The organism is Candidatus Leptofilum sp. (assembly GCF_965223525.1).
Lineage (GTDB): Bacteria > Chloroflexota > Anaerolineae > Promineifilales > Promineifilaceae > Leptofilum.
Genome location: NZ_OZ245005.1, coordinates 1,626,880 through 1,651,247, shown reverse-complemented (window position 1 = coordinate 1,651,247; position 24,368 = coordinate 1,626,880). Strand labels below are relative to the sequence as shown.

At 52.9% G+C, this 24,368-nt stretch carries 18 protein-coding genes; 10 read left to right on the top strand and 8 right to left on the bottom strand.

Annotated elements, in window-relative coordinates; genetic code table 11:
• Position 1: 1 nt before the first annotated feature.
• The 4 genes from ACOQPM_RS24100 to ACOQPM_RS24085 all read right to left on the bottom strand — a co-directional run bounded on the left by ACOQPM_RS24100 (position 2) and on the right by ACOQPM_RS24085 (position 3,412).
• Positions 2-787, bottom strand: coding sequence for an enoyl-CoA hydratase-related protein (locus ACOQPM_RS24100; RefSeq protein WP_420630943.1), 786 nt, complete (start codon positions 785-787; stop codon positions 2-4).
• 157 nt (positions 788-944) lie between these two features.
• Positions 945-1,322, bottom strand: coding sequence for a hypothetical protein (locus ACOQPM_RS24095; RefSeq protein ID WP_420630942.1), 378 nt, complete (start codon positions 1,320-1,322; stop codon positions 945-947).
• A 130-nt stretch (positions 1,323-1,452) separates the two neighbouring features.
• Positions 1,453-2,442 carry a potassium channel family protein gene (locus ACOQPM_RS24090; protein WP_420630941.1) on the bottom strand — a complete coding sequence of 330 codons (990 nt, stop codon included), beginning with the start codon at positions 2,440-2,442 and terminating at the stop codon, positions 1,453-1,455.
• A 10-nt stretch (positions 2,443-2,452) separates the two neighbouring features.
• The gene (locus ACOQPM_RS24085; protein ID WP_420630940.1) at positions 2,453-3,412 is read right to left on the bottom strand and encodes an NUDIX domain-containing protein; all 960 of its coding nucleotides are present in this window, start codon (positions 3,410-3,412) and stop codon (positions 2,453-2,455) included.
• Between the two features lie 75 nt (positions 3,413-3,487).
• On the opposite strand from ACOQPM_RS24085, the gene ACOQPM_RS24080 reads away from it, so the two are divergent.
• From ACOQPM_RS24080 to ACOQPM_RS24065, 4 genes are all read left to right on the top strand, one after another.
• Entirely contained in the window at positions 3,488-5,755 is a 2,268-nt protein-coding gene (locus ACOQPM_RS24080) for an ATP-binding protein (protein ID WP_420630939.1), read from the top strand.
• A complete protein-coding gene (locus tag ACOQPM_RS24075; protein ID WP_420630938.1) occupies positions 5,755-6,561 on the top strand; it encodes a hypothetical protein in 807 nt (268 codons plus the stop codon). The genes ACOQPM_RS24080 and ACOQPM_RS24075 overlap by 1 nt, the downstream gene beginning before the upstream one ends.
• A 278-nt stretch (positions 6,562-6,839) precedes the next feature.
• The gene (locus ACOQPM_RS24070; protein ID WP_420630937.1) at positions 6,840-9,281 is read left to right on the top strand and encodes a hypothetical protein; all 2,442 of its coding nucleotides are present in this window, start codon (positions 6,840-6,842) and stop codon (positions 9,279-9,281) included.
• A 276-nt stretch (positions 9,282-9,557) separates the two neighbouring features.
• A complete protein-coding gene (locus tag ACOQPM_RS24065; protein WP_420630936.1) occupies positions 9,558-11,075 on the top strand; it encodes an aldehyde dehydrogenase family protein in 1,518 nt (505 codons plus the stop codon).
• Between the two features lie 2 nt (positions 11,076-11,077).
• Here ACOQPM_RS24065 and ACOQPM_RS24060 read toward each other — a convergent pair whose 3' ends face one another.
• Together ACOQPM_RS24060 and ACOQPM_RS24055 are read right to left on the bottom strand one after the other, a co-directional pair.
• Complete coding sequence (locus ACOQPM_RS24060) at positions 11,078-12,115, bottom strand: hypothetical protein (RefSeq protein WP_420630935.1); 1,038 nt, start codon at positions 12,113-12,115, stop codon at positions 11,078-11,080.
• 23 nt (positions 12,116-12,138) lie between these two features.
• Positions 12,139-12,525, bottom strand: coding sequence for a CopG family transcriptional regulator (locus tag ACOQPM_RS24055; RefSeq protein ID WP_420630934.1), 387 nt, complete (start codon positions 12,523-12,525; stop codon positions 12,139-12,141).
• A gap of 72 nt (positions 12,526-12,597) precedes the next feature.
• Here ACOQPM_RS24055 and ACOQPM_RS24050 point away from each other — a divergent pair, with 72 nt between their 5' ends.
• From ACOQPM_RS24050 to ACOQPM_RS24030, 5 genes are all read left to right on the top strand, one after another.
• Positions 12,598-12,768: a hypothetical protein gene (locus ACOQPM_RS24050; protein WP_420630933.1), complete on the top strand. Its 171-nt coding sequence runs from the start codon at positions 12,598-12,600 to the stop codon at positions 12,766-12,768.
• Between the two features lie 300 nt (positions 12,769-13,068).
• Positions 13,069-14,154 carry a hypothetical protein gene (locus ACOQPM_RS24045; protein WP_420630932.1) on the top strand — a complete coding sequence of 362 codons (1,086 nt, stop codon included), beginning with the start codon at positions 13,069-13,071 and terminating at the stop codon, positions 14,152-14,154.
• Positions 14,155-14,363: 209 nt separating this feature from the next.
• Positions 14,364-15,755, top strand: a complete 1,392-nt coding sequence (locus ACOQPM_RS24040; protein WP_420630931.1) for a cytochrome P450 — start codon at positions 14,364-14,366, stop codon at positions 15,753-15,755.
• A 121-nt stretch (positions 15,756-15,876) separates the two neighbouring features.
• Positions 15,877-17,997 carry a hypothetical protein gene (locus tag ACOQPM_RS24035; RefSeq protein WP_420630930.1) on the top strand — a complete coding sequence of 707 codons (2,121 nt, stop codon included), beginning with the start codon at positions 15,877-15,879 and terminating at the stop codon, positions 17,995-17,997.
• Positions 17,998-18,074: 77 nt separating this feature from the next.
• Positions 18,075-20,570, top strand: coding sequence for a S41 family peptidase (locus tag ACOQPM_RS24030; RefSeq protein ID WP_420630929.1), 2,496 nt, complete (start codon positions 18,075-18,077; stop codon positions 20,568-20,570).
• Positions 20,571-20,638: 68 nt separating this feature from the next.
• Here the strand turns inward: ACOQPM_RS24030 and ACOQPM_RS24025 are convergent, their stop codons facing one another.
• A complete protein-coding gene (locus tag ACOQPM_RS24025; RefSeq protein WP_420630928.1) occupies positions 20,639-21,133 on the bottom strand; it encodes a SixA phosphatase family protein in 495 nt (164 codons plus the stop codon).
• 216 nt (positions 21,134-21,349) lie between these two features.
• Between ACOQPM_RS24025 and ACOQPM_RS24020 the strand changes: the two genes are divergently transcribed.
• Complete coding sequence (locus ACOQPM_RS24020; protein ID WP_420630927.1) at positions 21,350-22,444, top strand: hypothetical protein; 1,095 nt, start codon at positions 21,350-21,352, stop codon at positions 22,442-22,444.
• Positions 22,445-22,476: 32 nt separating this feature from the next.
• On the opposite strand, the gene ACOQPM_RS24015 is transcribed toward ACOQPM_RS24020, so the two are convergent.
• Entirely contained in the window at positions 22,477-24,363 is a 1,887-nt protein-coding gene (locus tag ACOQPM_RS24015) for a DUF885 domain-containing protein (protein WP_420630926.1), read from the bottom strand.
• Between the last annotated feature and the right edge of the window lie 5 nt (positions 24,364-24,368).

Here is a 24,368-nt window from a genome sequence, read left to right as displayed (position 1 = left end):
TTCACTCGCCCTTAAATTGCGCCGCCCGCTTCTCTAAAAACGCCGTCACGCCCTCTTTGTTGTCGTGGCTGCGCCCGGCGATTTCTTGCAAGTGGGCTTCGTATTCCAGCGCACCAAATAGGTCAGTTTCCCAGGCTCGGTTCATGGCGCGTTTGGTGAGGCCAAAAGCCAGCGTGGGGCCAGCCGCCAACGACCCGGCCCAGGCGGCCGTAATTTCCGTAAGCTGTTCGGCAGGAACAACCCGGTTCACCATGCCCCAGGCGAGAGCCTTCTCTGCTGGAATTTTATCGGCGGTGATGGCCATTTCATAGGCGCGTGCTTGCCCAATGAGGCGGGGTAGCAGCCAGTTGGTACCGCTGTCTGGCACCAGCCCAACTTTGCTGAAGGCTAGCATAAAGCTGGCGTTGTCGGCGGCCAGGCGAATGTCGGTAGCCAGAGCCACACCCACGCCCGCTCCAGCGGCGATGCCGTTGATTGCGCCAATAATTGGTTTTTCTAGCCGAACCATCTGCCTGATGAGCTTGTGGTAGCCGTGGCGCAAATGCTCTCCAATGGAAAACTCACCCTCTCGCGCCATCACATCAGCCAAATCCTGCCCGGATGAGAATGCACGGCCGTTTCCCGTTAGCACCACGCAGCGAATTGCTTTGTCACGACTGGCTTGCTTGAAAGCGGCCGTTGTCTCCGCAATCATCTGGTCGTTAAACGCATTTAGCTTTTTGGGGCGGTTTAGCGTGATGGTGGCCACGCCAGCTTGCACATCGAGCAAAATTGTTTCAAAAGCCATCACATCCTCCACAATGCTGATCTAACTCCTTGCTATGCTACCACTGCCCAGGCAAAAATAAAAACGCAGCCTGGAAACTCCAGACTGCGTAAAAATTCACTGATTACCGAACGCGAAGCGGTCGCGCAGCAACACAACTGATTACCAAAAACCAGTTCTAGGGAAAAAACGGATCGTCATCTTCGTCGCTATCGTCGTACTCTTCAACCTCTTCGATGTGGGTTAGCGGCACGGCCACCCACAGCATGAGCGCTTCCCCTTCATCCCGCTCTTCCAAGCGAATGGAGACGACATCTAGCTGCTGCCGCATTCGCATTTCATCTGGAAAATCAAGCCGCACGGGACGGCCGTCTTTCCACGCGTTGCGGCACCGATCCATAATGTCTTCACCATTGCCGGTACGCAATTGGCACATGGCCACCATGCGGTCTTCTGGGCCTTCTAATACAGATTGCACCCAATCCACCGGGGTGGGACGAAATTCTGGCGTAGGGCCTTCGATAATTGTAATTAATTCTGGTTCAATTGTTGACATAATATATCCAAATAATAAGAGATTTTGTAGCGCGAGGCTACAGAGTGCCTCAATAGTACAGATTCATAAACTGGTTGGCAACCAATTTTTGTTAATATTTCCTTTGATTCTGAGCAAAATCGCTAGACACTCACAAATGTCCCATATCGAGCCCAGTTAACTTTTCTAGTTTGGCAAGCTGTTCTCTGGTTCCAATCACAATCAGTTCATCATCGGTTTGAAGCACGGTGTGAGCAACGGGGATGGAAGAGTGGCCTTCGCGCATCATGGCAATGATGGAAACTCCGGTCTCCTGGCGAATATTGGCATCGCCTACGGTTTTGCCCACGAGCGGCGACGTTTCACCAATGGCCAGTTCTTCTACCCACAGCTCAATGCCGCCATCCAGCGTCACGACATCAAAAAAGTCGGTGACGTACGGCCGTATGATGATGTTGGCCATATGCTGCCCGCCAATCTGGTAAGGGGAAACCACCCGATTGGCTCCGGCGCGGCGCATTTTGGGTTCGTTATCTGCATCTACAGAGCGGGTAACAATGTACAGTTTGCTGTTGAGCGCCCGCGCCGAAAGCACAATGAACAGATTGCGCGAATCATCCCCTGTGCAAACCAACATGCCCCAGGCTCTGTCAATCCCCGCTTGCTGCAACACTTCGTCTTTGGTGGCGTCTCCTTGCAAAAAGAGCATGCCTGCTTCATCAAGTACGGCCGTTCTTTCCGCGTCTTTTTCCACCACCACAACCTGGCGTTTGCTGTTGATGAGCGAAGCAATGGCGCTTTGTCCCACACGGCCGTAGCCACACACAATGACATGGTCTTTCATATTTTCGATAGTTTGCATCATGCGTCGTTTTCTCCAGGTGTCGCCGAGATTGGCCGTGAGCAGATATTCCAGACCATAAGCAATAAAGGTAACGCCCGCCACCAGCAAGGTAACGGTGAAGATACGGCCGCTCGTTGTCAACGTATTGACTTCCCCAAAACCAACCGTTGTCAACGTGATCGCCGTCATGTAAAAAGCGTCAAATAGGCTCCATCCCTCAATAAGCATGTACCCTACAGTGCCAAAGACAAATAGAAAAAAGGGAATGAAAATGAGTGCAAGGACACGTCGGTTCATGCTGCTGAGATTAGCAAACAAAGCTACCATCGTCCAGATGTTGCAAGATAGTGGTCATGAACGGCCGTCTACCCATCCAAAACTCTCCTAAAATCTGCTCTGGCGTCGCCCAGCGCAAGGCAGCCACTTCTGCTTCTGCCCGTTTTAGCGTCCCACTCACAATCCGCGCCCGAAAAACAGCCCCCATATCCTGAACCTGATCGCCATTGGCATGGGTGTAATTAAATGCGGGGCCACTGTAGACTCCTAGCAATCGCTCCAGTTCAACTGCCAGCCCTGTCTCTTCAAATGCTTCGCGCACGGCCGTTTGGGCCACATTTTCACCCAGGTCACAATAGCCAGCCGGCAGCGCCCAGGCTTTGTTGTCCTGCCGTTGAATGGTGAGGATACGGCCGTTCTTATCCATAATCACCACAATCGCGCCAACCGCAATTAAAGGAGCATGCCCAATGAACGGCCGTACTGTCCAAATCTGATCGGTTGTCTTATCAATTGAAAATGGAGGTGAAAACATAGGGTCACCTCCGGCTAATGTATCCCGCACCATGTCGGCATACCAAAGCGGCAAATCCATCTGCGCCACCGCCTCCGGTGTGAAAAATGCCTGCTCCGTCGTTTCTTCGCCGTCCGGCTGCATCTTGCCACCTGCCACCTGCCCCGTCAGGCAAATGGTAAATTGCTGCACCTGGTCACCGTTTGGGTAGGTCACATCATATTTGGGATGAGTATACACCCCCACCAGCCGCAGCGGCCCGGCAGTCAGCCCAGTTTCCTCCAGCAGTTCGCGCCGGGCACACGTTTCAATATCTTCCCCTAGCTCCATCACCCCACCGGGCAATCCCCAAAAGCTAAAATCGGTGCGTTTTTGGAGCAGGATACGGCCGTTTTCATCCCGCAGCAACACCGTACCAAATACCAGAAAAATCTTGCGCTGCCCCACCCGATTTCTAAGCCATTCAATGTAAGCCATTTATATCCCCCAAAAGTCCTGTTTTTCACGTCGCCTTAACTCGTGACCAGAGGTAAATCCTTTACCATAATCTGGATGGAGTATCAAAATTTACGCACACGGCTCATTGCCGCCCGGACCAAAATTGCGCTTGGCATTGGTCCGAAAATTATATTGCCGTACTTTTTGCTAACGCTTGTGGTCGCCAGCGTTGGCGCTTTTGTTGTTACAAACCTTGTTGCCAGCTCGCTAGAAGAAAGAATTACCAACCAACTGCTGGATGCAGGGCAGATTGTAGCGGAAGGGATCATTCGCCACGAGGAGCAGCGCCTGCAAACCTTGCGTACCGTCATCGGCACCGACGGCATCCCCGCCGCTATGGCAAACAATGAGCCATCTAATCTTGGTGATCTTGCCCCCCAAATTGTTATCAACAGCAACACAGACGCCGTCGTTTTGCTAGATATGAACGGCGTAGAAATGTACAGTTGGCAGCGCGCCAGTGCAACCAACGATATTGACGGCATCACCCACAGCGGCACCGATTTTTCTGATGTGGAAGCCGTGCAAAAAGCGTTACGCAATGAAGAAGATGCGTCTGGCAATCGGCAAGTTTTTATCACTGAAACCGATAATGGATTGATGCTCTATACAGTTTCGCCTGTCTTTTTTGAAGGCGCTCAGATCGGTGTAGCGATGGTGGGCACATTCAGCCGCCGCATGATGCTGGAACTCACCCTCAATGCCGTTGCTCGCGTCACCCTTTACGATGTCGAAGGCAATGTGCTAGACACATCGCTGGGCGGGGGCGAGGTGGGAATCACCGCCCTGTACCAGGACAATCCAGAAATCTTTAGCAACGTTATTGACGCTTTGGGTGAATCACCAGAGCATTACGAACTGGTTGCCACTACCGCGAGCCGCCAAGTACCCTTACGCCGTTTGTCGGTGTTGGACCAGCAATATGTGCTGGCTTATGGGGATTGGCAACTGCGTGGGCAATCGTTTGGCATGTACAGCGTGGCGCTGCCCAGCAATTTTATCGTGAGCACAGTTGCCGTAAGTCGGCAGCAGTTTACAGCTATTTTCACGTTGGCAATCGTGGCTGTTTTCATTGGTGGGTTCCTCATTGCACGGCGAATTACGAATCCGATTCATCATCTAGTAGATACGGCCGTTGCCGTGGCCGATGGTGACTTCAAACGTCGCTCCAATATTCGCGCCAATGATGAAATTGGGCTGCTCTCTCGCACCTTTGACCATATGACGGCCGCTTTGGCTGAACAAAACCAAACCCTCGATGCCCAGCGAAGTCAATTAAAAGCGATCCTGGACAGCATCGTAGATGGCATTATTGTGCTAGACAACCAAGACAATATCCTCACCGTCAACCCCGCAGCAGAAAAGCTGCTGGCAGATTTGGCTCAGGATTTCTTCTCTGGTCCTGTCCGTGAGTTAAATGCTAGTGCCAACGGTCATACGCCAGGCGAACAAGAATTAGCAAACGTTACAGATCTCTTAGCGGTACGCGACAACACGCAACGGCCACGTCGCTACCAGTTAGGCAACCGCGTTCTCAGTGCCCTAGCTGCCCCCGTTCACGACAAAAACAACCAATCCATCGGCAACGTCATTGTCATGCGCGACATTACCCGCGAAGTGGAAGCCGACAATCTGAAATCCGCCTTCATCACCAGCATTTCACATGAACTGCGTACGCCGCTTACCGTCATCAAAGCCTATACAAACCTAATGCAAGTCAAGCTCAATGGCCAGGCAGATGAGCATCAAAAACAGTTCATCCATTACATCAACAAAGGCAGTGAAGAGCTTGAACATCATATTGAGCAGCTAATTCGCATTTCCGAATTGGAAGCGGGCACGATCTCTATGAAAATGTCCCAGGTCAATGTGCAAAGTTTGGTAGATGGCGCCATAACTCGTTGGCAAGAGCGATTTGAGGAGAAAAATATTGGCCTAGAAACCAACGTACCAGAGTTTGCTCTATGGGTACAGGCGGATGCAGAGCATTTAGGTCGGGCCATTGAAAATCTATTGAGTAACGCGCTCACCTACACGCCGGAAGGCGGTCATGTAGAGCTTTGTGTCTACGAGGAAAATGGCAGCATGAAGCTGGATGTGCTGGATAATGGCATTGGCATTGCCGCTGCGGATCAGCCTCATCTATTTAATCGCTTTTTCCGTGCCAACAACAACGTTAATTTTGCAGCACGGGGTGTAGGATTAGGGCTCTACATCACGCGCACCGTCATTGAGATGCACGGCGGCGGCGTAAGTGTGAATAGCGAATTGGGGGTTGGCAGCACGTTTTCTATTGAGCTGCCGCTAATGGAGCCTGCCTAATGCGCGTTTCCCCGATGATTCCGCCTAAATCTCTGCCTGAAGCAAGGGAAAAGCCCAGCAGCGAGAACAATCGGCGCAATATGTATGCCTGGCTGCTGGTGGCGTTGATCATCAATTTTGGCTGTATTTTTTCGGCGATGTGGTTGGGACTCAATCTTGGCATGATTGATTCGCTGAATGCCAGCATGTTAGCTCAATCCACGGCCGATTACAGTGACCAGTTTGATTTTGAGTTTGCGCCTTTAGACCCCACTGTGGCAGCAGCGGTGGAAGAAGATTCTGAGACATTGCGAGCCACAGGCACGGCCGTTTCTCAAACGCCGGTTAGCATTATTCCCTTCCCGCCAACCGTCACGCCCTCTACCACGCCCTCGCCCACCAGCACCAATTCGCCAACGGCAACGGATGAACCTGCTACGGCCGTTCCAACCAATACTCCTTCACCCACATCCACAAATACGTCCGTTCCCACCGCAACCTCCACCCCTTCACCGACAAACACACCATGGCCAACGGTTACGAATACGGCCGTACCTACCCAGGCACCGGCTACAAACACACCGCCCGCACCCCAGCCAACCAATACACCATTCCCAACAAGCCCGCCAACTTTGCCACCAACCAACACGCCACAGCCAACAAACACACCCATCCCGCCAACCATTACCCCATCCCACACACCAACCTCGCCACCAACAATGACCCCCTTGCCTAGCCCCACGCCCTCGCCCACCCTCACACCAACCGTCATTTACACGCCGTCTCCCATTCCCACCTTTACACCCACGCCCTCAGCCACCCCCTAATTCACACTGGCAGCAGCGGAACGGCCGTACAAAAGCCAGCAAAATAATTCGACCAATTTCATTTCCTGAGTAGAATCCCTTGTCGCCTGTTTACCCAATGGCCGCCGACATACAGATTAAAATTGGCAACCATTCGGTCTTGGCAACGTAAAAATATTAGCTCGCCAAAATAGTAGAGAACCTGTACAAATTCAGATGGCTCTTTTAGAGCAAAACGTGCTTTCTTATTGCAAAAATCAAAATAGCACGTCATTCTGACCTGGAGGTCAAACAAGAAGATGTTTAGAAGTTATATAAACCCAACAGACAACAAAGAAGCACGCCAAAAACTACCAAAATTAATGGTCGAAGGCTTGTTGTTGGGTGGAACTGGCTTGGGCGTTTTAGCGCTTATCTTCGAAATTGCTGCCGACGCCTTTAGTGTGGCAGCTTATCAAACCTTACTCGCCATTCACGGTGCAGAAGGTCATCATCAAATTGCAATTTTGGCATTCATCGTTTTGTCTGCCTTATTGCTGCTAGGCATTGTGCCTGCTTACAAAGCCGGTGCCTATCTGCGTCCCAACGCGGGCGGCAGCGGCCCACTGGTAGAAGCCATTGGCCCGCCAAGAATGCGCTGGCTTTCCTGGATAGGAACCAGCCTTTTCTTCCTGGATGCTATTCTGACCATCATCATCAGCTCTATCTCAGCGTCTGACGTCACCATGCTGATCTTGCCAGAGCTGGCCCCCTACCGCATTGTGCTAGCAGAGCTATTTGCCTTTTTCATCATGGTGGTGCTTGTGGCACTGGGGCCAAAACGAGCCGTACCGCTTTTCCTGATTGGGGGCGGTGCCTTCACGCTCTTTACCATTGTGGCTCTTAGCATTGTCGGGGCAACGGCCGCAGGAAATCCAGAATGGGCCTTTCTAACAGAAGGGATTGTGAGCCGCCTGGAACTAAATGGTGTTGCAGAACACGTCGTTCGTGCCCAGCAAGATATTGCTGCCATTGGCACTGCCGCCTTCTTCCAACTTTTCTTCCGCTCTATGTCCAGTGCCATGCTCGGCTTTTCTGGTTATGAAGTAATTCCGGCTAGTGGTAAACACGCTGCCCGCCCCAAATGGAAAGTGATCAACACTTCCCTAACGTTGGCGGCTTTCTTCTTGATTGGCACCGGCGTTGTGCAGCTTTTTGCCGCCCAGCAGTGGAAAATTCCCGCTACAGAAGGGTACAGTACGCTGCTCATTGAGTATGAAATCATTGCGGCCCAAACGTTTGGCAACGGCATTGAAGAAGCAGATGTCGTGGTGACGGAACAAGATCGGGAGGCGGCAGGCGCACTTTATGATCTTCGTACTGCTGAACATGCTGAAGAAGCGTTGCTGGGGGAGGAAACGGCCGTTCATGACGAAGTTGCCGATCTTTCACGAGGAGAATTCATAAACGAAACGGCCCACGATCTGGCACTCTCCCGTGAGTTGGCAGCCGCCACCAACGGCACAACCGGGCAAGTATTCCTGGTTGTAGCCGGAACGCTGCTGGCAATCATTCTGTTGCTAGCGCAGGGGGGTGGCTATATTGGGGGAGCGGCCGTTGCCGCCAACGCCGCCCGGCTGGGGCGGCTCCCCGGTATGTTTGCCGACGATCGCATGGGCATTGCTGTCATTTGGGGCATTGCCGCCATTCTAATTCCAATTATCCGAGAAGTGGTCATTGTTGAATCTTACTACGCCTTTGGCTTTGTAAGTGCTTTTGTTATAACCAGCACTACTGTCTTTTTTGTCCGTGACAGTGCCATGCGTGAGCGCGGCATCGAACCCCGTTCCAGCGAAGCCAAATCGCTTAAATTTGCTGGCCTGCGAGGAATGATTGCCAGTTACATCATGATGGCAGTGCTTATTTGGCAAAAATCCGAGGCACTCACCGTTATCGTGATATTTGGTGCCTTGCTCACCGTTATCCAAATTATCAATGCCAATGGTGGATTGAAAAAATTATCAAACATTTCTGTACGCCCCACCTCTCCATTACAACCACAGGATGTGCAAACCCAGATGGGACTGCTGCGAGCCCACGATGAGGCGCGTCAGCGCGGCATAGTAGATGCAGTAGAGGATTTGATTCACGATGGTTCATTTGCCAAATTCAATGTAGGCCCACAGCGAATCCGGGAATTGATTTGCTATTTGTACCAATTAAACCCAGAACTATTTGAACACGACGACGCACACCATGAACGCATTGAAGAACCAAGTACCGAGCTAGAAGAAACGTATCGGCAAGCTTATGAGCAACGTAACAAAATCCTGCGCGATGTTGAGGATTACTCCCACTTTGGCATCTTTACCTTCATTCACAACTACCACATCAACTGGGTATCTGAAGAACACGGGCGCGATGCCTCTGTGGTGCAAAAAGCAATGCTAAACATCTTGTTCCCCCAAACAGATGCGGATGTGATTTGGCAAGAGTTCTGCACCTACGAACCAAAATTCCAGCCAGAACCCATCTGGCAGTTCAGCCGTCGCCGCTATCATTGGGCCAAAGATCAGTGGCCAAATCTGAGTGATCGCATCACAACTATCTGGACGCTACAAGATTTTGGCCTTATTTCCAAAGATATCAATGTGGAAACAGTCATTGCAGTGGCAGACGGTAAAAAGCAAATGCTGGTAAAAATCCCCTCGAATCCAAAGGATGACAATGAGGGAGAAACCAAGAAGGAAGCGATTGAGTAACAACCAACCGGGCTACCATTGGTCCGTTACCAACAAATGCTCCTGCTGTAAACAAGAAATTTAAAGATTTCGCAGATTACGTACTGATGTTACGCACTTCGTCTAGGGAGACTACAAAAGTCTTGGCCGCATTTCAGGTACTTGCCAGACTGAGTAAGACTTTTGTAGTCTTGGACTGCGTAACATGAGTTACGCAGATAAAAATGTTAAATCTGCGAAATCTGTTGATAAAATGCCTTTGGGTTCTGGCTTGTCTGGGTTAGGAAGGAATGAGAAATGAAATCACTTTTGGAAAAATTACAAATTCAATCAGTGAACAACGGGGTTTGCTCTGGCAAAGATGGTTGGTTAACAACGGATGTTGCGCCCATTGTCTCGCTCAATCCCACGACTGGGGAGCCAATTGCCAGCGTACGGCCGTCTACCACTACAACCTACAACCAAACCGTGCAAACCGCTCAGGAAGCCTTCCAAAGCTGGTGCAACACCCCCGCCCCCCAGCGCGGCCACCTGGTGCGCGATTTGGGCAACGCCCTGCGCGACAATTTAGAGCCGCTGGGCGAGCTGGTCAGCCTAGAGATGGGCAAAATTCGCGCCGAGGGCATTGGCGAAGTGCAAGAGATGATTGACATTTGCGACTTTGCCGTCGGCCTCTCGCGGCAGCTTTACGGCCTCACCATGCACTCCGAGCGTCCCGGCCATCGCATGTACGAGCAGTGGCATCCGCTGGGGCCGATTGGCGTGATTACCGCCTTCAACTTTCCTGCGGCCGTTTGGGCATGGAATGCAGCCATTGCCGCCGTTTGTGGCGATACCGTCGTCTGGAAACCGTCAGAGCTGGTGCCGTTAACGGCCGTTGCCATCCAGCACATCGCCAACCAGGTCATGGCTGATCATGGCGTTAGCGGCGTGTTTAGCCTCGCGGTTGGAGATCGTGCCGTGGGTGAGCTAATGACCAACGACAGCCGCCTGCCGCTCGTCTCTTTCACCGGCTCCATCCGCACCGGGCGCATTGTGGCCGAGACGGTGGCTCGCCGCTTTGGGCGCACCATTTTGGAGCTAGGCGGCAACAACGCCATCATCGTTGCCGCCGATGCCGATTTAGATTTAGCAACCCGCGCCATTTTATTTGGCGCTGTAGGCACGGCGGGGCAACGCTGCACCAGCACCCGCCGCATCATTGCCCACCAATCCATCGCTGCCGAGCTAACCAACCGACTGGCAAACGCTTACCAGCAGGTAAATATTGGCGACCCGCTGGCAGAAGGCACCTTGATGGGACCACTGAGTACGAGAACGGCCGTATCCGCCATGCAGCGCGCCCTGAAACAAGCCCAAAAAGAAGGCGGAGAAATCGTGGTGGGCGGCAACACGCTGCCAAATGTTGGCCCGCAATTTGTGGAACCCACCATCGTCAAAATGCCCGGCCAAACCGACATTGTGCGCGAAGAAACCTTTGCCCCCATTTTGTACATTTTGAAATACGAAACGATTGAGGAAGCATTACAGATTCACAACGGCGTGCCGCAGGGTCTCTCCAGCGCCATCTTCACCGACTCCATTCGCACCGCCGAAGCGTTCCTTTCCGCAGGCGGCTCCGACTGTGGCATTGCCAACGTCAACATTGGCACCTCTGGCGCGGAGATTGGCGGCGCGTTTGGCGGCGAAAAGGAGACAGGCGGCGGGCGCGAATCCGGCTCCGACGCCTGGAAAGGGTACATGCGCCGCCAGACCAACACCATCAACTGGTCCAAAGACTTACCGCTGGCGCAGGGCATTTCCTTCGGCGATTAGTGTTACCCAGCTAAATAATCTTTCACCTTCGCCGTCTCAATTTGCCAAATTGTTTGCGATTGATACGGTTCAAAACCTAAATCTCGATTGATTTTGAGCATGGCGGCGTTGGAGTCTGCATTGGTGGTGCGGATGAATTGGACAGACGGCCGTTCCGCCACAATCTTCTCCAGCATTGCCGCCTTCAGCCATTTGCCCAAGCCAAGACCTCGATACTCATGAAACACACCTGTATCCCCTTGGCTACAAATCGTCATTTGGTCAGGTCGAAACGCCACTTCTGTGTAGCCTGCCAGCTTTTGGGTAGCGCTCTCCTGAACAAACATCGTCCAGCGTTCCATCCCTTGCGCTGCAAACCTCTCCTCAATTTGGCGTAGCTGTTCTTCAGTTATATGCGTTTCTTCCATATCTAAATCTTCAAAAGGCTGCTCGTTCATCACCTCCCGCAAAGCCACGATTTCAGCCAGCCGCTCATCAGGGTAGGCTCCCTCCCAGCAATCAATGACAAACCGGGTCTGCGGTGCATTCTGCTGCCAACTTTGCAATAACGCGTGGTTCAACTTAGCCACTGCTAGCTGATTCATGTGGGTTGCTAGCCCACGGCTAGCCCCCACGCGTAGGGCAACCTTCTCTCCAGATGGCACACGGCCGTTCGTCTCCCCAATTAGCAGCCGACGATTTTGCGCTTCGGCCGCTGCCACAATCAACGACAATAGCTTCTTGGCAAGCCCCTGCTGCCGGTGTTCAGCCAAAATGCCCACATCTATCTGCCCCAAATGCTGATTTTCTTCCATGTCTAGATGCACAAACACGGCCCGGCCAAGTACGGCCGTTTCTGCCAGATCCCACACCAACCATGTCTTCATATGCACAAACGGAGGCATTGACAGCAAACTTGCCTTCACCGCCTCCAGCGAACGCGGTGGATCATCAGGCAAACGCTCTGCTCGCATCTGATTAAGAAAGTGCTGCAAAGCAACAAAATCTTTCTCTGCTGCCTCAGCCGCTACAAACTCCCGTATTTTGTAATCACCATTCATTTTTCAAATTCCTTTGTCGGCATTTATAAAATGCGACTCAACAGAGCATTTTTCACCTTGTCGCTGGCCTTTAGCACGCCATACACCTTAATGGACTCAATTGTGTCAAGCGCCAACTCGACCGACACATCACTTTCAATAATCAAACTGCCGACTACCCAAGCAGACACTTTTTCACCCGCCACGCGACGCTCTTCCAGGTAGGTACGGCCGTAACCAACCACCCCCACCGCCATCGTCTTGCGCGTTACAGACTGTTTCACTTCATCCGCATGTTTGTCTAGCAAATTGCGAATGCCCGTGCGAATGAAATCGGTGCGGTTAGAATAAAACCCCTCCTCCACTAGCAAATCCACCTTGCCCAAATCCACCACGCTCATGTTAATTGTAATCTTTTCACTGTCCGCCATGTTGCACCTCATGTCACCTTTTTACCATCCATACGGATGGCATAGGGCGTATATTACAGCAAATCAACCCTCATGTCAAGGCGAATTCATCCACACACCATCCATACAGATGGTGAAAGCACAGCTACGGCCGTTTCCCCAACTAGCCAAAATGAACTACCCCGCTGCAAGCAGACGGAGCATCAAAATCGAAAAAGATTCTATTCGCCACAAGTAGCGGGGTATTCAATCCCTTTAGGGTAAATAAACGCACAGCACGCAGACTAAACCTCTTAATCCCCCAAATTAACCACTCGTCACCAACCCCTATTTTTGCCTGTCAATCTGCGTATAATCAAACACATATCGCGTACAGCGTATTCTGTTTGTACGCAATACATACTATTTATAAATGAGACACCACGCGCCTGCAGCGCACCACGAAGAAATGAAAATCAACAGATTACGCAGATGGCGTTGTTTGCGCTTACAGATTTTCTCTCTTTTCTCTGTGGCTCTCTGTGTTTTCTCTATGTTCCGCTTTTTATTTTCAAAGGAGACAGCATGATTAAGCAGCTAAAAACCCAAACCTGGCTTTTACTCGCAACCATTTTCTTTCTATCCTGCACGGCCGTATCCGCCAAAACAGCCACAGGAACGCCTGCACCGAGCGACGCCGAAGTGGCCGTCTCGCCACCCCCTCCTCCGCAAACACCCACCGGCACTGTCTGCAACATCTTCCCCACCGACCACATCTGGAACACAGCCATAGACAAGATGCCCGTCCACCCCCTTTCTGACGCCTACGTTGCCAGCATCGGCTTAAATAGTAACCTGCACCCCGACTTTGGTGCGGGCGTTTGGCCACCCGGCTCCAACAGCCCCATCGGTATTCCCTACGTAGAAGTGCCAGGCTCCCAGCCAACGGTGCCCATTAACTACACCGACTACGGCGACGAAAGCGACCCCGGCCCCTTCCCCATCCCGCCAGATGCCCCCATCGAGGGCGGCCCCGATAGTGACGGCGACAGGCATGTACTGGTGCTAGACACCGACAACTGCCTGCTGTATGAACTGTTCTACGCCTTCCCCATCAACAGCGGTGCCAGTTGGAACGCTAGCTCAGGCGCCATGTACGATCTCAACGGCTATGCCCTGCGGCCAGACGGCTGGACCTCCGCCGATGCGGCTGGCCTGCCCATCTTCCCCGGCCTGGTACGATATGAGGAGGTCGCCGCAGACAGCATCAACCACGCTATCCGCTTTACGGCCGTACAAACCCAACGCGCCTACGTCTGGCCGGCCCGCCACTACGCCTCCAGCATCACCGACAGTAACGTGCCACCCATGGGGCAACGCTTCCGCCTCAAAGCCAACTTCGACATCTCCGGCTTCCACCCAGACGTGCAAGTCATCCTGCAAGCGATGAAAACGTACGGTCTCATCCTGGCGGATAATGGCTCCGACTGGTTCATTTCCGGCGCACCAGATGAGCGATGGGACAATGACGTACTCAGCCAGCTCAAATCAATTCCCGGGAGCAGCTTTGAAGCCGTGGACGTGACCCCTTTGCAGCTCCATTCAGATTCCGGCCAGGTACGCATCTTCGATGAATCCATCTTCTTGCCAACCATTCAGGCCACACCCTAGCCAAACATTCTTGACAAAAATTATCCACATTTGCTAAAATCGGTTTGTGAAATAGTTCACAACTCGCTAATTTAATCATATGATGCGTCCAAATTTGGGCACTATCTTTGCTTTATGAGGATTCATCTCGTACTCGCGTAGGCGGGTGTGATAGTCCAGATAGTGCAAGCATTGGGGCTGTCCAGGCGCATCGTTCTTGGAGTAAACTAATGACAACTGTACCCGTGACCAGTCAGCAGCAACGGCTGCCCCACCCCCCTGGGCCACTGGGCAAATGGCCCCAGGGCGTTCTCAAGCAGTTTCAGGATGAGCCACTAGCAACAATGATGAAAATGTTCCGCGAATATGGCGACGCGATTCGCTTTCGTGCAGTGCTGCATTTTTACGGCTACCTGTTCTTCCATCCCGATCATAATAAGCACATTTTGCAAGACAACAATCGCAACTACACCAAAATGCCCCATCCGTCGCTGAGTTTGTTGCAGCCAGTAGTGGGCAACGGCCTGCTCACCAGCGATGGCGATTTTTGGCGGCGGCAGCGGCGGCTAGCAGCACCAGCCTTTCACCGCAAGCGCATTGCTGAGTTTGCTACAACGATGACGGCCGCTACCGACACCATGCTGAAAAGCTGGCACTCATTGACCAAAAACGGCCGTCCTCTCGACATTAATGAAGCCATGATGCACCTGACGCTGGAAATTGTGGGCGAAACGTTGTTTAGCATTGACCTGACCCGTGAGGCAGACACGATTGGCGACTCATTTTCGGCGGTGAATGAAGAGATTGCCCGGCTAACCGGCATTCCCTTTGCCGATCTTGGCCTCAGAATTCCCTTCCTGCCCAGCACACGGCAAGTGAATAACCATACGGCCATTCTCACCCAGGTCGTTCACGGCATTATCCAGGAACGCCGTCAATCTGGCCTGGAAGCAGAGGATTTGCTAGGTATGCTCATGTCCGCCCGCGATGAGGACACGGGCGAAGGAATGAGCGACCAGCAGCTACACGACGAGGTAATGACCATTATGCTGGCTGGGCATGAGACAACGGCCGTTGCTCTGGCCTGGACCTTTTATCTACTTTCCGAACACCCAGACGTGCTAGAAGAGTTGGAAGCAGAGGTGGATGGGGTTTTGAACGGCCGTCTGCCCATCTTTGATGACGTTCCCAACCTTCGCTACACCACGATGGTGCTGGAAGAAAGTATGCGTCTTTACCCGCCCGCGTTCGCCATTGCCCGCTGGGGCAACGACGAGGACGAAGTGGGTGGCTATTACGTCCCCAAAAATTCGGTCATTACCATGAGCCCCTACGTCACACATCGGCATCCCGATTTTTGGGATGCGCCAGAGCGGTTTGATCCGCAGCGCTTTACGCCGGAGCACAAAGCGGAACGGCCGCGCTATGCTTACCTGCCCTTTGGCGGCGGGCCGCGCCTTTGCATTGGCCAAAGCTTTGCCATGACAGAAGCGATTTTGCTGCTAGCCAGCATCGTTCAGCAGTATCGGCTCACGCTGATGCCTGGCAGTCAGGTGGAGCTAGAACCGCTCATCACCTTGCGCCCCAAAGGGCAGTTGATGATGACGCTGACGGCACGATGACCTGTAGAGACGTTGCAATGCAACGTCTCTACCTAAACAGTTCATTACGCATTTGTCCTAACCTCTTCAAAGTTGGCCTCTTCCCCTTTATAATCCCAAAAACAAACGCAAGGAGCATTTTATGCACAATTGGAAACGCTGGTTTGGCCTGGGGCTGCTGCTGCTAATTTTGGTGGCCTGCACCGAGGATGCCGAACCAACCGCCCGCCCCAGCCGGGACGAGCCAGATGACCCTACGCCAAGCGAAACAACCGCACCGACGGAAACCATCTCCCCTACGGAAACAACCGCGGGAGAAACGGCCGCTTCGGAAAACTCAGGGCAGGCCGTTCCCGACCCAACCAACCCACCTGACCCCGCAACATTTACCTGGCCACCTCCGCCCACTGCCTACGAATCGCTGAGCCGCGCTCCTGTCACCGAAGCGGAGCAAACCACCTTTGCTGCTTTAGAAGCCAACTACCCGCCCGAGCGGGACGACGTTCGTCTGGCAGTTGCCTATCGGGGCTTGGGAGAATTGCCAACGGCCGTAACCAATCCACCCCAATACACCGTTGGCTTCCGCGAGCCCATCACCATCCTCAACACAGATGCCAACACGCTCTCCTCGCCCGATTTTGAACTGCTGCACATCAGCGACCACGCTTACTTTTGGTTCGACACCACGCCCGGACTGACTTTCCCCAGCGAGCAGGCATTAACCCAGACCGGAGCTGCCTTCGACGCGATTTATGAACAAGTGACCTTCATCTTTGGCCCCGAAGATAATCCTGGCATTGATGGCGACCCACGTATTCATATCGTCAACGCTTCTCCGGTTTCTGTTTGCAGCGTCACGGCCGCCACTGCCAACCAGTGTGGCCTGGGTGGTTACTTTGGCTCTAGCGACATCCTGCCCCAAAGCGTAAACCCCAGCTCGAATGAGCGCGAAATGTTTGTGATGAACGGCCGTCTGTTTAACTCTGGCAGCTACCTGGACATTTTGGCACATGAATTTCGCCACATGATTGAAGCCAATTACGACGCCAACGATTGGGATTGGGAGGTGGAAGGCTCTGCCATGCTGGCCGAAGATTTGCTAGGCTTTTCCAGCGATCCAATTTCGCGGGGAAATGCGTTTTTGAGCAACCCAGATCAGCAGCTTAACCGCTGGGGCGATGGCTTTACCCTGCCCTATTACGGCCAGGGATACGTGATGAACCGGTACATTTACAATCGGCTAGGCGAAAAACTGTACCGCGACTTTGCCACTCATCCCGAACCGGGCTTTGCCGCCATAGATGGCATTGCCGCCGCCAACAATCTGGACTTCGACGGCATGTCCATCTTCCTAGATTGGCTGGTGGCGCTGGCTATTCACGACGACCCCAATGCCCCAGCGATTTATGAACTGCGGGATGGTTTGAATACGGCCGCTTACACCGGCATCAACAACTTCCCTACCAGCATAGATACAACGGTGAACCAGTACGCCGCCGACTACTACCAACTGTCTGGCAGCGGCAGCGCTACGCTCAACTTCACGGGCAGCAACCACGTGCCGCTCATACAGGTACTGCCCCGTTCCGGCGAGCATATGTGGCTGGCCAACCGCGCCAACTACAGCAACATGCGCCTCACCCGCGAATTTGATCTGAGCGGCGTGAGCAACGCCACGCTGGAATATGTCGTCTTCCACGATATCGAAATTGGCTACGACTTTGCCTACGCCTCCATCTCCACCGACGGCGGGCAGACGTGGCAAGGGTTGGTGGGCAACAACATGCAAGGCACCGACTTCATTGATGATCCATCTGACGCAGCTTACACTGACCGCTTTTACACCGACCGCAGCGGCGGCTGGGTGAAGGAAGTGATTGATCTTTCCGCCTACGCCGGACAGGTGGTGCAAATTCGCTTTGAGTACGTCACCGACCCCATCCTGACTTTTGGCGGTATTGCTTTCGACAATATCGCCATCCCGGAAATTGGCTTCTACGATGATGCGGAAAACGACATGGGTTGGCAGGCTGAAGGCTTTGTACGTGCCACCGGCTACGTGCCCCAGCGTTGGCATGTGCTGCTAATCACCTACGAAAGCGGCGCACCGACCGTTACCGAGATTGAACTGGCCGAGGGCAACACGGCTACGGTACAATTTTCATTGGCAAGTGCGGGTGGGAGACGGCCGTATCTCATCATCGCCGCCACCAGCCCCATGACGCTTGAACCTGCTCATTACCAATTTGAACTCACGCAATAACCAACAACCTCCCGGAGGATTCGAGCAGACCAGCGTTCAAGGTTCAACCCTCCGGGAGGTTTCTTAGGAGAGAATCCATGAAACAGTTACGCTACCTTCTGCTTTTACTTCTCAGCCTGGGGCTGCTGCTGGCAGCCTGCAGCGAAGACCCCACGCCTACCCCACGCCCGGTTGATGATGACGAGGGGGATGCAAACCCTACGGCCGAAGTCGTAGAAGTGGAAGTCACTGTTGTTGTAACCGCCACGCCAGGCCAAGAAGAAGCAATAGAAGCGACGCCAACTCCCACGCCTGTGGCCGATGACGAGGAGCCACTCGTTGACTTCGCTGACCTGCCAGGTCCCCTCGCCGAAATCGTCAATGACGAAGGTGGTCCGGTGGGCATCACTGGAGAGGTAGAATATACCAATCCCTTCTTTAACGTGGGCGTGGCTGCGCCCGTGGTCATCCTGGAAGACCAAGCAGGCTTTGTGGATCGAGACGAAGATTATCTGTTCCCCGTTGAATCCCAATCGTTAGGCCAAATCACCAGCGACTTTTATACCTCCCCGTTTAGCTATTCCATCGCCCTACCCATCGAACCCAAAGGAGGCGTGCGGGACGTTGACAATGACGGCGAGGAAGACCTGGGCATTCAGGTATTTGCCGTTGCTTACTGGAACAACGTTTTTGGCGATCCGTTCCTGGAGGAACGTGATTTGGGTGGTGGCGGCTGGTCTGGCGCTTACGCTTCCACCATTATTAGCGACGACCCCGAGTTTGAGCGAGAAATTGTGGGTGGCTACTTTCTGGTGTTTGCTCCAGACGATCAGCAAGGGTTCCCTAGCAGCTTCGGCGACGACATGCTGCTCTTCACCGAAGACGATCCCATTGTGACGCTGCCGCAAGGGTATACAATCGTCAATTTGGATACTGAGCCATTTACTTTCGACCGCTCCCGAAACCCGGTGATTGACCTCATCGAGCCGGAAGGGGCGGCATTGGTAGATTATTCTGAGCTGAGCTACACCGAAGCGTTTGACGCACTGGTGGACCAGCTTAAAAATGAGTACGCCTTCACTGAGTACAAGGAAATTGATTGGGAAGCACTGCGTGCTGAGTTCCGCCCCCGCTTTGTAGATGCCGACGCCAACGGCGACGAGTTGGAATACCTGCGGGCACTGCGTGACTTTGCCTGGCAAATTCCCGACGGGCATATCTCTGGCCCGTTCTTGAGCGATGATTTCCGGGCGGCGGCGATTGGCGGGATTGGCATTGCGATTCGGGAATTGGACGACGGCCGTGTACTGGTAAATTTCCTGCTTGAAGACGGCCCGGCGGCTGACGCTGGCATGGAAATCCGCGCCGAGATTTTGGAGATGAACGGCCAGCCCATCGGCGACTACATTAGCAACACCGTGAGCCACTTTGCCCCATACAGCACGCCGCACAATTTGCGGCTAGACCAGCTTCTGTTTGCCACCCGCTTCCCTGTAGGTACTGAGGTAGAAGTAACTTTCCAAAACCCCGGCGGGTCGCTGCAGACGGTCACGCTGGAGGCGGTTGGTGAGGTAGACAGCTTCAACTTTTGGCTGGAAGATGAGACCCGCGACGGTTTTGAACTGCCATTAGAGTATGAATATCTAGAAGAGCAAGACGTGGGCTACGTGCAAATTTTCAGCTTCTTCGACAATGATTTGCTCACTGTGCAGCTTTGGGAACGGATGATTCAGGAGATGAACGAAAACGGCGTGGACACGCTCATCATTGACATGCGCCGCAACGGTGGCGGGCGTGGCTTTTTGGCTGACCAGATGGCGGCGTACTTCTTCGATGAGCCGCTGGTGACGGGCAACACTGGCTTTTATGATGAAGATCGGGGCGAGTTTTACATCAACCCGGATTATGAAGATACGTTCTTCTTGCCCTCCGAGGATTTTCGTTATCATGGCGAGGTGATTGTGCTAGTGGGACCAGATTGCGCCTCGGCATGTGAATTTTTCAGCTACAATCTGACGCTGCAAGACCGTGGCACCATCATCGGCATGTATCCGACGGCTGGGCTAGGTGGCAGCGTGGATGATGTGGCTATGCCCGCCGACGAGACGTTCCGCTTTACGCAGGGCCGTGCCGTAGACCCGGATGGCAACATTCACATTGAGGGGATCGGCGTGGTGCCGGATATTCGCGTGCCGCTGACGGAAGAGACGCTATTCAGCGACGGCGACCCGGTGCTGGAGGCAGCCTTTGCCTTCATCAACGGCGAGGCGCCGGACGTGTCTGATAGTGGTGAAACGTTGGTGGTGGGGGATTCGGTTACGGCCGTACTCAACCCCGGCGAACGCACCCGCTACACAGTTAGCCTAAACGCAGGCGAAATTGTTGGCCTCATTCTGGAAAGCAGCAGCGACCAGCCCTTCATCCTCACTGTCTACGACGAGGACGGCGAACTACTGGCCTCCTCCGATCCAGATACCTTTACCGGCTTTGAAAACGTGGATTTTGGCATTGATATTGTGCTAATTTTGGAAGTGACGACAGAAAATGACGCCAGCGGTGGGGAGTACACGCTGACAATTGAAGACCAGAGTTAATCGGTATTCGGTAATCAGTAATTAGCTTCTTTTACTGATTACCGACCTACTGATAATTGATTACTGACCTAAGTTGGGAGTTCTTTTGGCCGCCAATGGTGGCGGAGACGGCCGTTTGCAAAAATCGTCAGCTCACTCCAGGTTTCAATCGGTAACTCTACCACCGCCACGTTGGCTGTCGTCATCGGGGGGGCTTTGTCCGTCAGTAATGACACCAACTCCTCCATCCCCGGATTATGCCCCACGACCATCACTCGTTCATAGCTTTCTGGTAATTCATTGAGAATTTCCACATAAGTGGGCGGCCCCGCTAGGTAAAATTTGCGCTCCGTACGCAATTCGCCAGCAAAATCGGCCGCCAGCGCCACCATTTCGGCCGTGGTTAAGGCTCGCTCTGCCGTGGAACTGATGATGAGTTGTGGCACCATGTTTTGCTGCTTCAGCCATGCGCCCATGCGTGGTGCGTCGTACTTGCCTCGGTGGTTGAGCGGCCGGTCATGATCCGAAAGCTGGCTGTTACTCCAATCCGATTTGGCATGACGCAGTATAAGTAGGGTTTTCATGGCAGTTTCTCCAAGCATATGGTATTTTGTAAAAGCAGGAAAGTACTTTGAAATAAGCAAAGCCGTTTATCCCGCTTTTTCTTGAGTAAATCACAACTTCTTGACTCATTTTTCATCAATACACTTTTTGTGATTTACATTTTGGTCAGATAATTCTATTTGAATTAGAAAAGCTCCGCAATTGACTATTGCATACTGCTTTATCCTCTGGGGAAAATGATGCCTATTCATTCAGACAAAGTGATTACAAATTTGGGGCAAGTGGATGCTGAATGTTTAAAGGCCGTTCTCACCAAGTCAGGTGCACTTAATGCTGGGCAGGTTGTAGGAATTGAGTTGGACAGTGGTTCTGGCAACTGGTCACAAAACGCCCGCCTTACCGTGCGCTACAGCAACGATGCCGCAGGCGAATGTCCCACACATCTCTTTTTAAAAATGGTGAATACAAACTTGGGGGATGGTGAATATTTCTTACCGTCTGAAGTGACCTATTACACCCGCGACTATGTTGATTTGCCCGACGCCCCCCTGGTTCGCTGCTACGATGGCGCGTACGACGCCACACAGCATAAATACCATCTGCTGCTGGCGGATTTATCGCAAACGCATGACGCTGCGTATGAGTTAAAGCCGAATTTGGCGCACGGACAAGCATTTGCCGAAGCGATCGCCATTTTGCACACGCATTGGTGGGGGGAAGAACGCCTGCAAGCATACGCCGCCGCACCGTTTCATGATGCCAACCACATCAAACAGTTCATTATGATTGGGCAGCCGGGAATTCAACACGCTTTGTCAATCTTCGGCGACCAGCTTAAGCCACATTGGCCTGAGCTGATTCAGCACATTTTTAACAAGCTGCCCGATCGCTTGGCAAAGCGAGCACAAGATCGGACACATTTTACGCGCATTCACGGTGATACCAATCAGGGGAATATTTTAGTGCCAAAGAGTGGCGAACGGCCACTTTACCTCATCGATCAGCAGCCGTTTGATTGGAGCATAAACACATGGATGGGTGCGTTTGATTTGGCATATCTGGTTACCATCTTTTGGCAGACCGAGTGGCGGCGTGAGCTAGAAATGCCGATGCTGCGTCATTACCATGCCACGCTCATCCAACGAGGCATAACCGGATATGATTGGGCGCAACTTTACGATGATTATCGGCTGTGCGTGGCGCTTGGTGTGGCGATTGCCGTAGAGTACATGCGCGACGGCGGTGACCCCGACTGGAACTGGTTTCGTTTGGGCATGATTCAGCACACGCTAACGGCGTTTGATGAATTAGAGTGCCTTAAGTTGCTGTAAACGGAAGGCTGGGCTAGGCTAATTCTTTTGGATCACTCACCGGCAATATACGCCTCAACGGCCGTTTCCAAAATTCCTAGCGGCAGGCTCCCTTGGCCAATCACCACATTGTGGAACGCTTTGATGTCAAAATCATCACCTAGCGCATCCATTGCCTGTTGGCGCAGATTTAAGATTTCAATCATGCCAATTTTGTAAGCGGTGGCTTGACCCGGCCAGACGATGTAGCGGGCAATCTGTCCCTGCACCATGCGCTCAGGCAAACCAGTGTTGTCACGCATAAAGGCAACCGCTTCGTTAAAGTCCCACCGCTTGGCGTGAATACCGGTATCCACCACCAGTCGTGCCGCCCGAAATGCCTCGGCTTGTAAACGCCCTAAATCGCTATAGGGATCATCTTCATAAAACCCCAATTCAGCCGCTAAAAACTCTGCATAAAGCGCCCAGCCTTCCACATAAGCGGTAAAGCTGGCTCCATTGCGGAACATGGGCAAGTTGGGCAGCTCTTGCATAATGGCAAGCTGGAAATGGTGTCCGGGGATGGCCTCATGATACGCCAACGTGGGCATGGAAAAGCGGGGCTGGGTGCCAAATGCGGAGGCGTAAAATGCTCCCGGCCGCGACCCATCCACAGACGGCCGTATGTAATAGCCACCACTCTGCACCCCAATCACCACTACATCTGCCTGCGGCGTTAAGTCAAAAGCATCTGCCACGTTTTGCTCCGCTTCGGCAATGAGGGCTTCGTACTCCTCCAAAATGGCGCTGTCGGTGAGCAAGCCGCTCTCTTGCGCCACGCGCTCGTAAAGCTGCGGCAGCGGGTCATTTGGGTAGCCTAACTCGTCAAAAATCGTCTGCATCTCGGCCTGAATGCGCTCAAGCTCTTGCCAACCCAGCTCATGGATTTCGTCGGCTGTAAGGTTGGTCGTTGTGTGGTGTTGCAACGTATAGGCGTAAAAGTCATCGCCGTTTGGCAGCTTCCAAACGCCCGCATCGGTGGTGGCTTTATCTTCTAGTTCAGCCAGATAATCAACCAAATTGGCATAAGCAGGAATGACGGTTTGTTCGATTTCGGAAGCGGCCGTTTCTAACAGGCGTTCCTTGTCATCATCAGAGATGCCGTCCACCTCGTCCAAACGCACTGCAAAGGTGGTGTAAAAAGCGGTGCTGCGCGGCGCCCCGTTGGCAATTTGGCGCAATCCGGGCAGCGTCCACTGAAAGACAAAGCGGGGCGGGATAATGTTCATCTCTTCCCGAATGAGCAGGCCTTCCATCAGTTGGTCAAACTTACTATCCACCTGCGATAGGCGAGAGATGTACCCCTCCGCGTCGGCTAAATTGGCAATCGGATGGAGGTCAGTCAAAAAGATTTCAAGCTGCGACGGCACGCTGGTGATAAAAAAAGTGACGGGGTAGTTGTGGTACATAAATTCATGCCCCGCCACGCGGTCAGCTAGATAAAATTCGTAAATATCATACGAAAGCTGCTGCGCTGGCGTTAAGCTGGCGCGGTCAAAACTGCGTAGCTGAGCAAGAATTTGTACTTCTAAAGCCTGGGTTTCGCGGATGTAGGCGTCGGAGATGTTGGTAAGCTGGTTGTTGCCAGTGCCGTAAACGGCATCCAGGCCAATTTCGCTAATCAATTCGGGGTCGCGCAGCAGCAGGGCACTGTAAGAAGCATCAAAAAAATCGTCAATGTTGTCGTATGCGGCCGTTTCTGCATCGAGGATCGGTTCAGTGATTGGAGAGTCGGATACAGCCTGCCCTGAGTTTTCCGAAGGAGCCGTTTCTGCCACCGGTGGGTTTTCAGGTGGTGACGTATTGTCTGGCACAGGCTGATCCAACTGCCCACCACCACAACCAACAAGCAGCAATAAGATTACAATAAAAACACGTTTTGGCAGGTTACTTATGTTCATGATGG

Excerpts from the sequence above, each read along its gene's own strand:
- ACOQPM_RS24055 (WP_420630934.1), bottom strand. The coding sequence starts at position 12,525 with ATGGCGGACAGTGAAAAGATTACAATTAACATGAGCGTGGTGGATTTG.
- ACOQPM_RS24085 (WP_420630940.1), bottom strand. The coding sequence starts at position 3,412 with ATGGCTTACATTGAATGGCTTAGAAATCGGGTGGGGCAGCGCAAGATT.
- ACOQPM_RS24070 (WP_420630937.1), top strand. The coding sequence starts at position 6,840 with ATGTTTAGAAGTTATATAAACCCAACAGACAACAAAGAAGCACGCCAA.
- ACOQPM_RS24040 (WP_420630931.1), top strand. The coding sequence starts at position 14,364 with ATGACAACTGTACCCGTGACCAGTCAGCAGCAACGGCTGCCCCACCCC.
- ACOQPM_RS24060 (WP_420630935.1), bottom strand. The coding sequence starts at position 12,115 with ATGAATGGTGATTACAAAATACGGGAGTTTGTAGCGGCTGAGGCAGCA.
- ACOQPM_RS24045 (WP_420630932.1), top strand. The coding sequence starts at position 13,069 with ATGATTAAGCAGCTAAAAACCCAAACCTGGCTTTTACTCGCAACCATT.
- ACOQPM_RS24065 (WP_420630936.1), top strand. The coding sequence starts at position 9,558 with ATGAAATCACTTTTGGAAAAATTACAAATTCAATCAGTGAACAACGGG.
- ACOQPM_RS24095 (WP_420630942.1), bottom strand. The coding sequence starts at position 1,322 with ATGTCAACAATTGAACCAGAATTAATTACAATTATCGAAGGCCCTACG.
- ACOQPM_RS24080 (WP_420630939.1), top strand. The coding sequence starts at position 3,488 with ATGGAGTATCAAAATTTACGCACACGGCTCATTGCCGCCCGGACCAAA.
- ACOQPM_RS24030 (WP_420630929.1), top strand. The coding sequence starts at position 18,075 with ATGAAACAGTTACGCTACCTTCTGCTTTTACTTCTCAGCCTGGGGCTG.
- ACOQPM_RS24025 (WP_420630928.1), bottom strand. The coding sequence starts at position 21,133 with ATGAAAACCCTACTTATACTGCGTCATGCCAAATCGGATTGGAGTAAC.
- ACOQPM_RS24050 (WP_420630933.1), top strand. The coding sequence starts at position 12,598 with ATGTCAAGGCGAATTCATCCACACACCATCCATACAGATGGTGAAAGC.
- ACOQPM_RS24075 (WP_420630938.1), top strand. The coding sequence starts at position 5,755 with ATGCGCGTTTCCCCGATGATTCCGCCTAAATCTCTGCCTGAAGCAAGG.
- ACOQPM_RS24015 (WP_420630926.1), bottom strand. The coding sequence starts at position 24,363 with ATGAACATAAGTAACCTGCCAAAACGTGTTTTTATTGTAATCTTATTG.
- ACOQPM_RS24090 (WP_420630941.1), bottom strand. The coding sequence starts at position 2,442 with ATGAACCGACGTGTCCTTGCACTCATTTTCATTCCCTTTTTTCTATTT.
- ACOQPM_RS24035 (WP_420630930.1), top strand. The coding sequence starts at position 15,877 with ATGCACAATTGGAAACGCTGGTTTGGCCTGGGGCTGCTGCTGCTAATT.
- ACOQPM_RS24020 (WP_420630927.1), top strand. The coding sequence starts at position 21,350 with ATGATGCCTATTCATTCAGACAAAGTGATTACAAATTTGGGGCAAGTG.
- ACOQPM_RS24100 (WP_420630943.1), bottom strand. The coding sequence starts at position 787 with ATGGCTTTTGAAACAATTTTGCTCGATGTGCAAGCTGGCGTGGCCACC.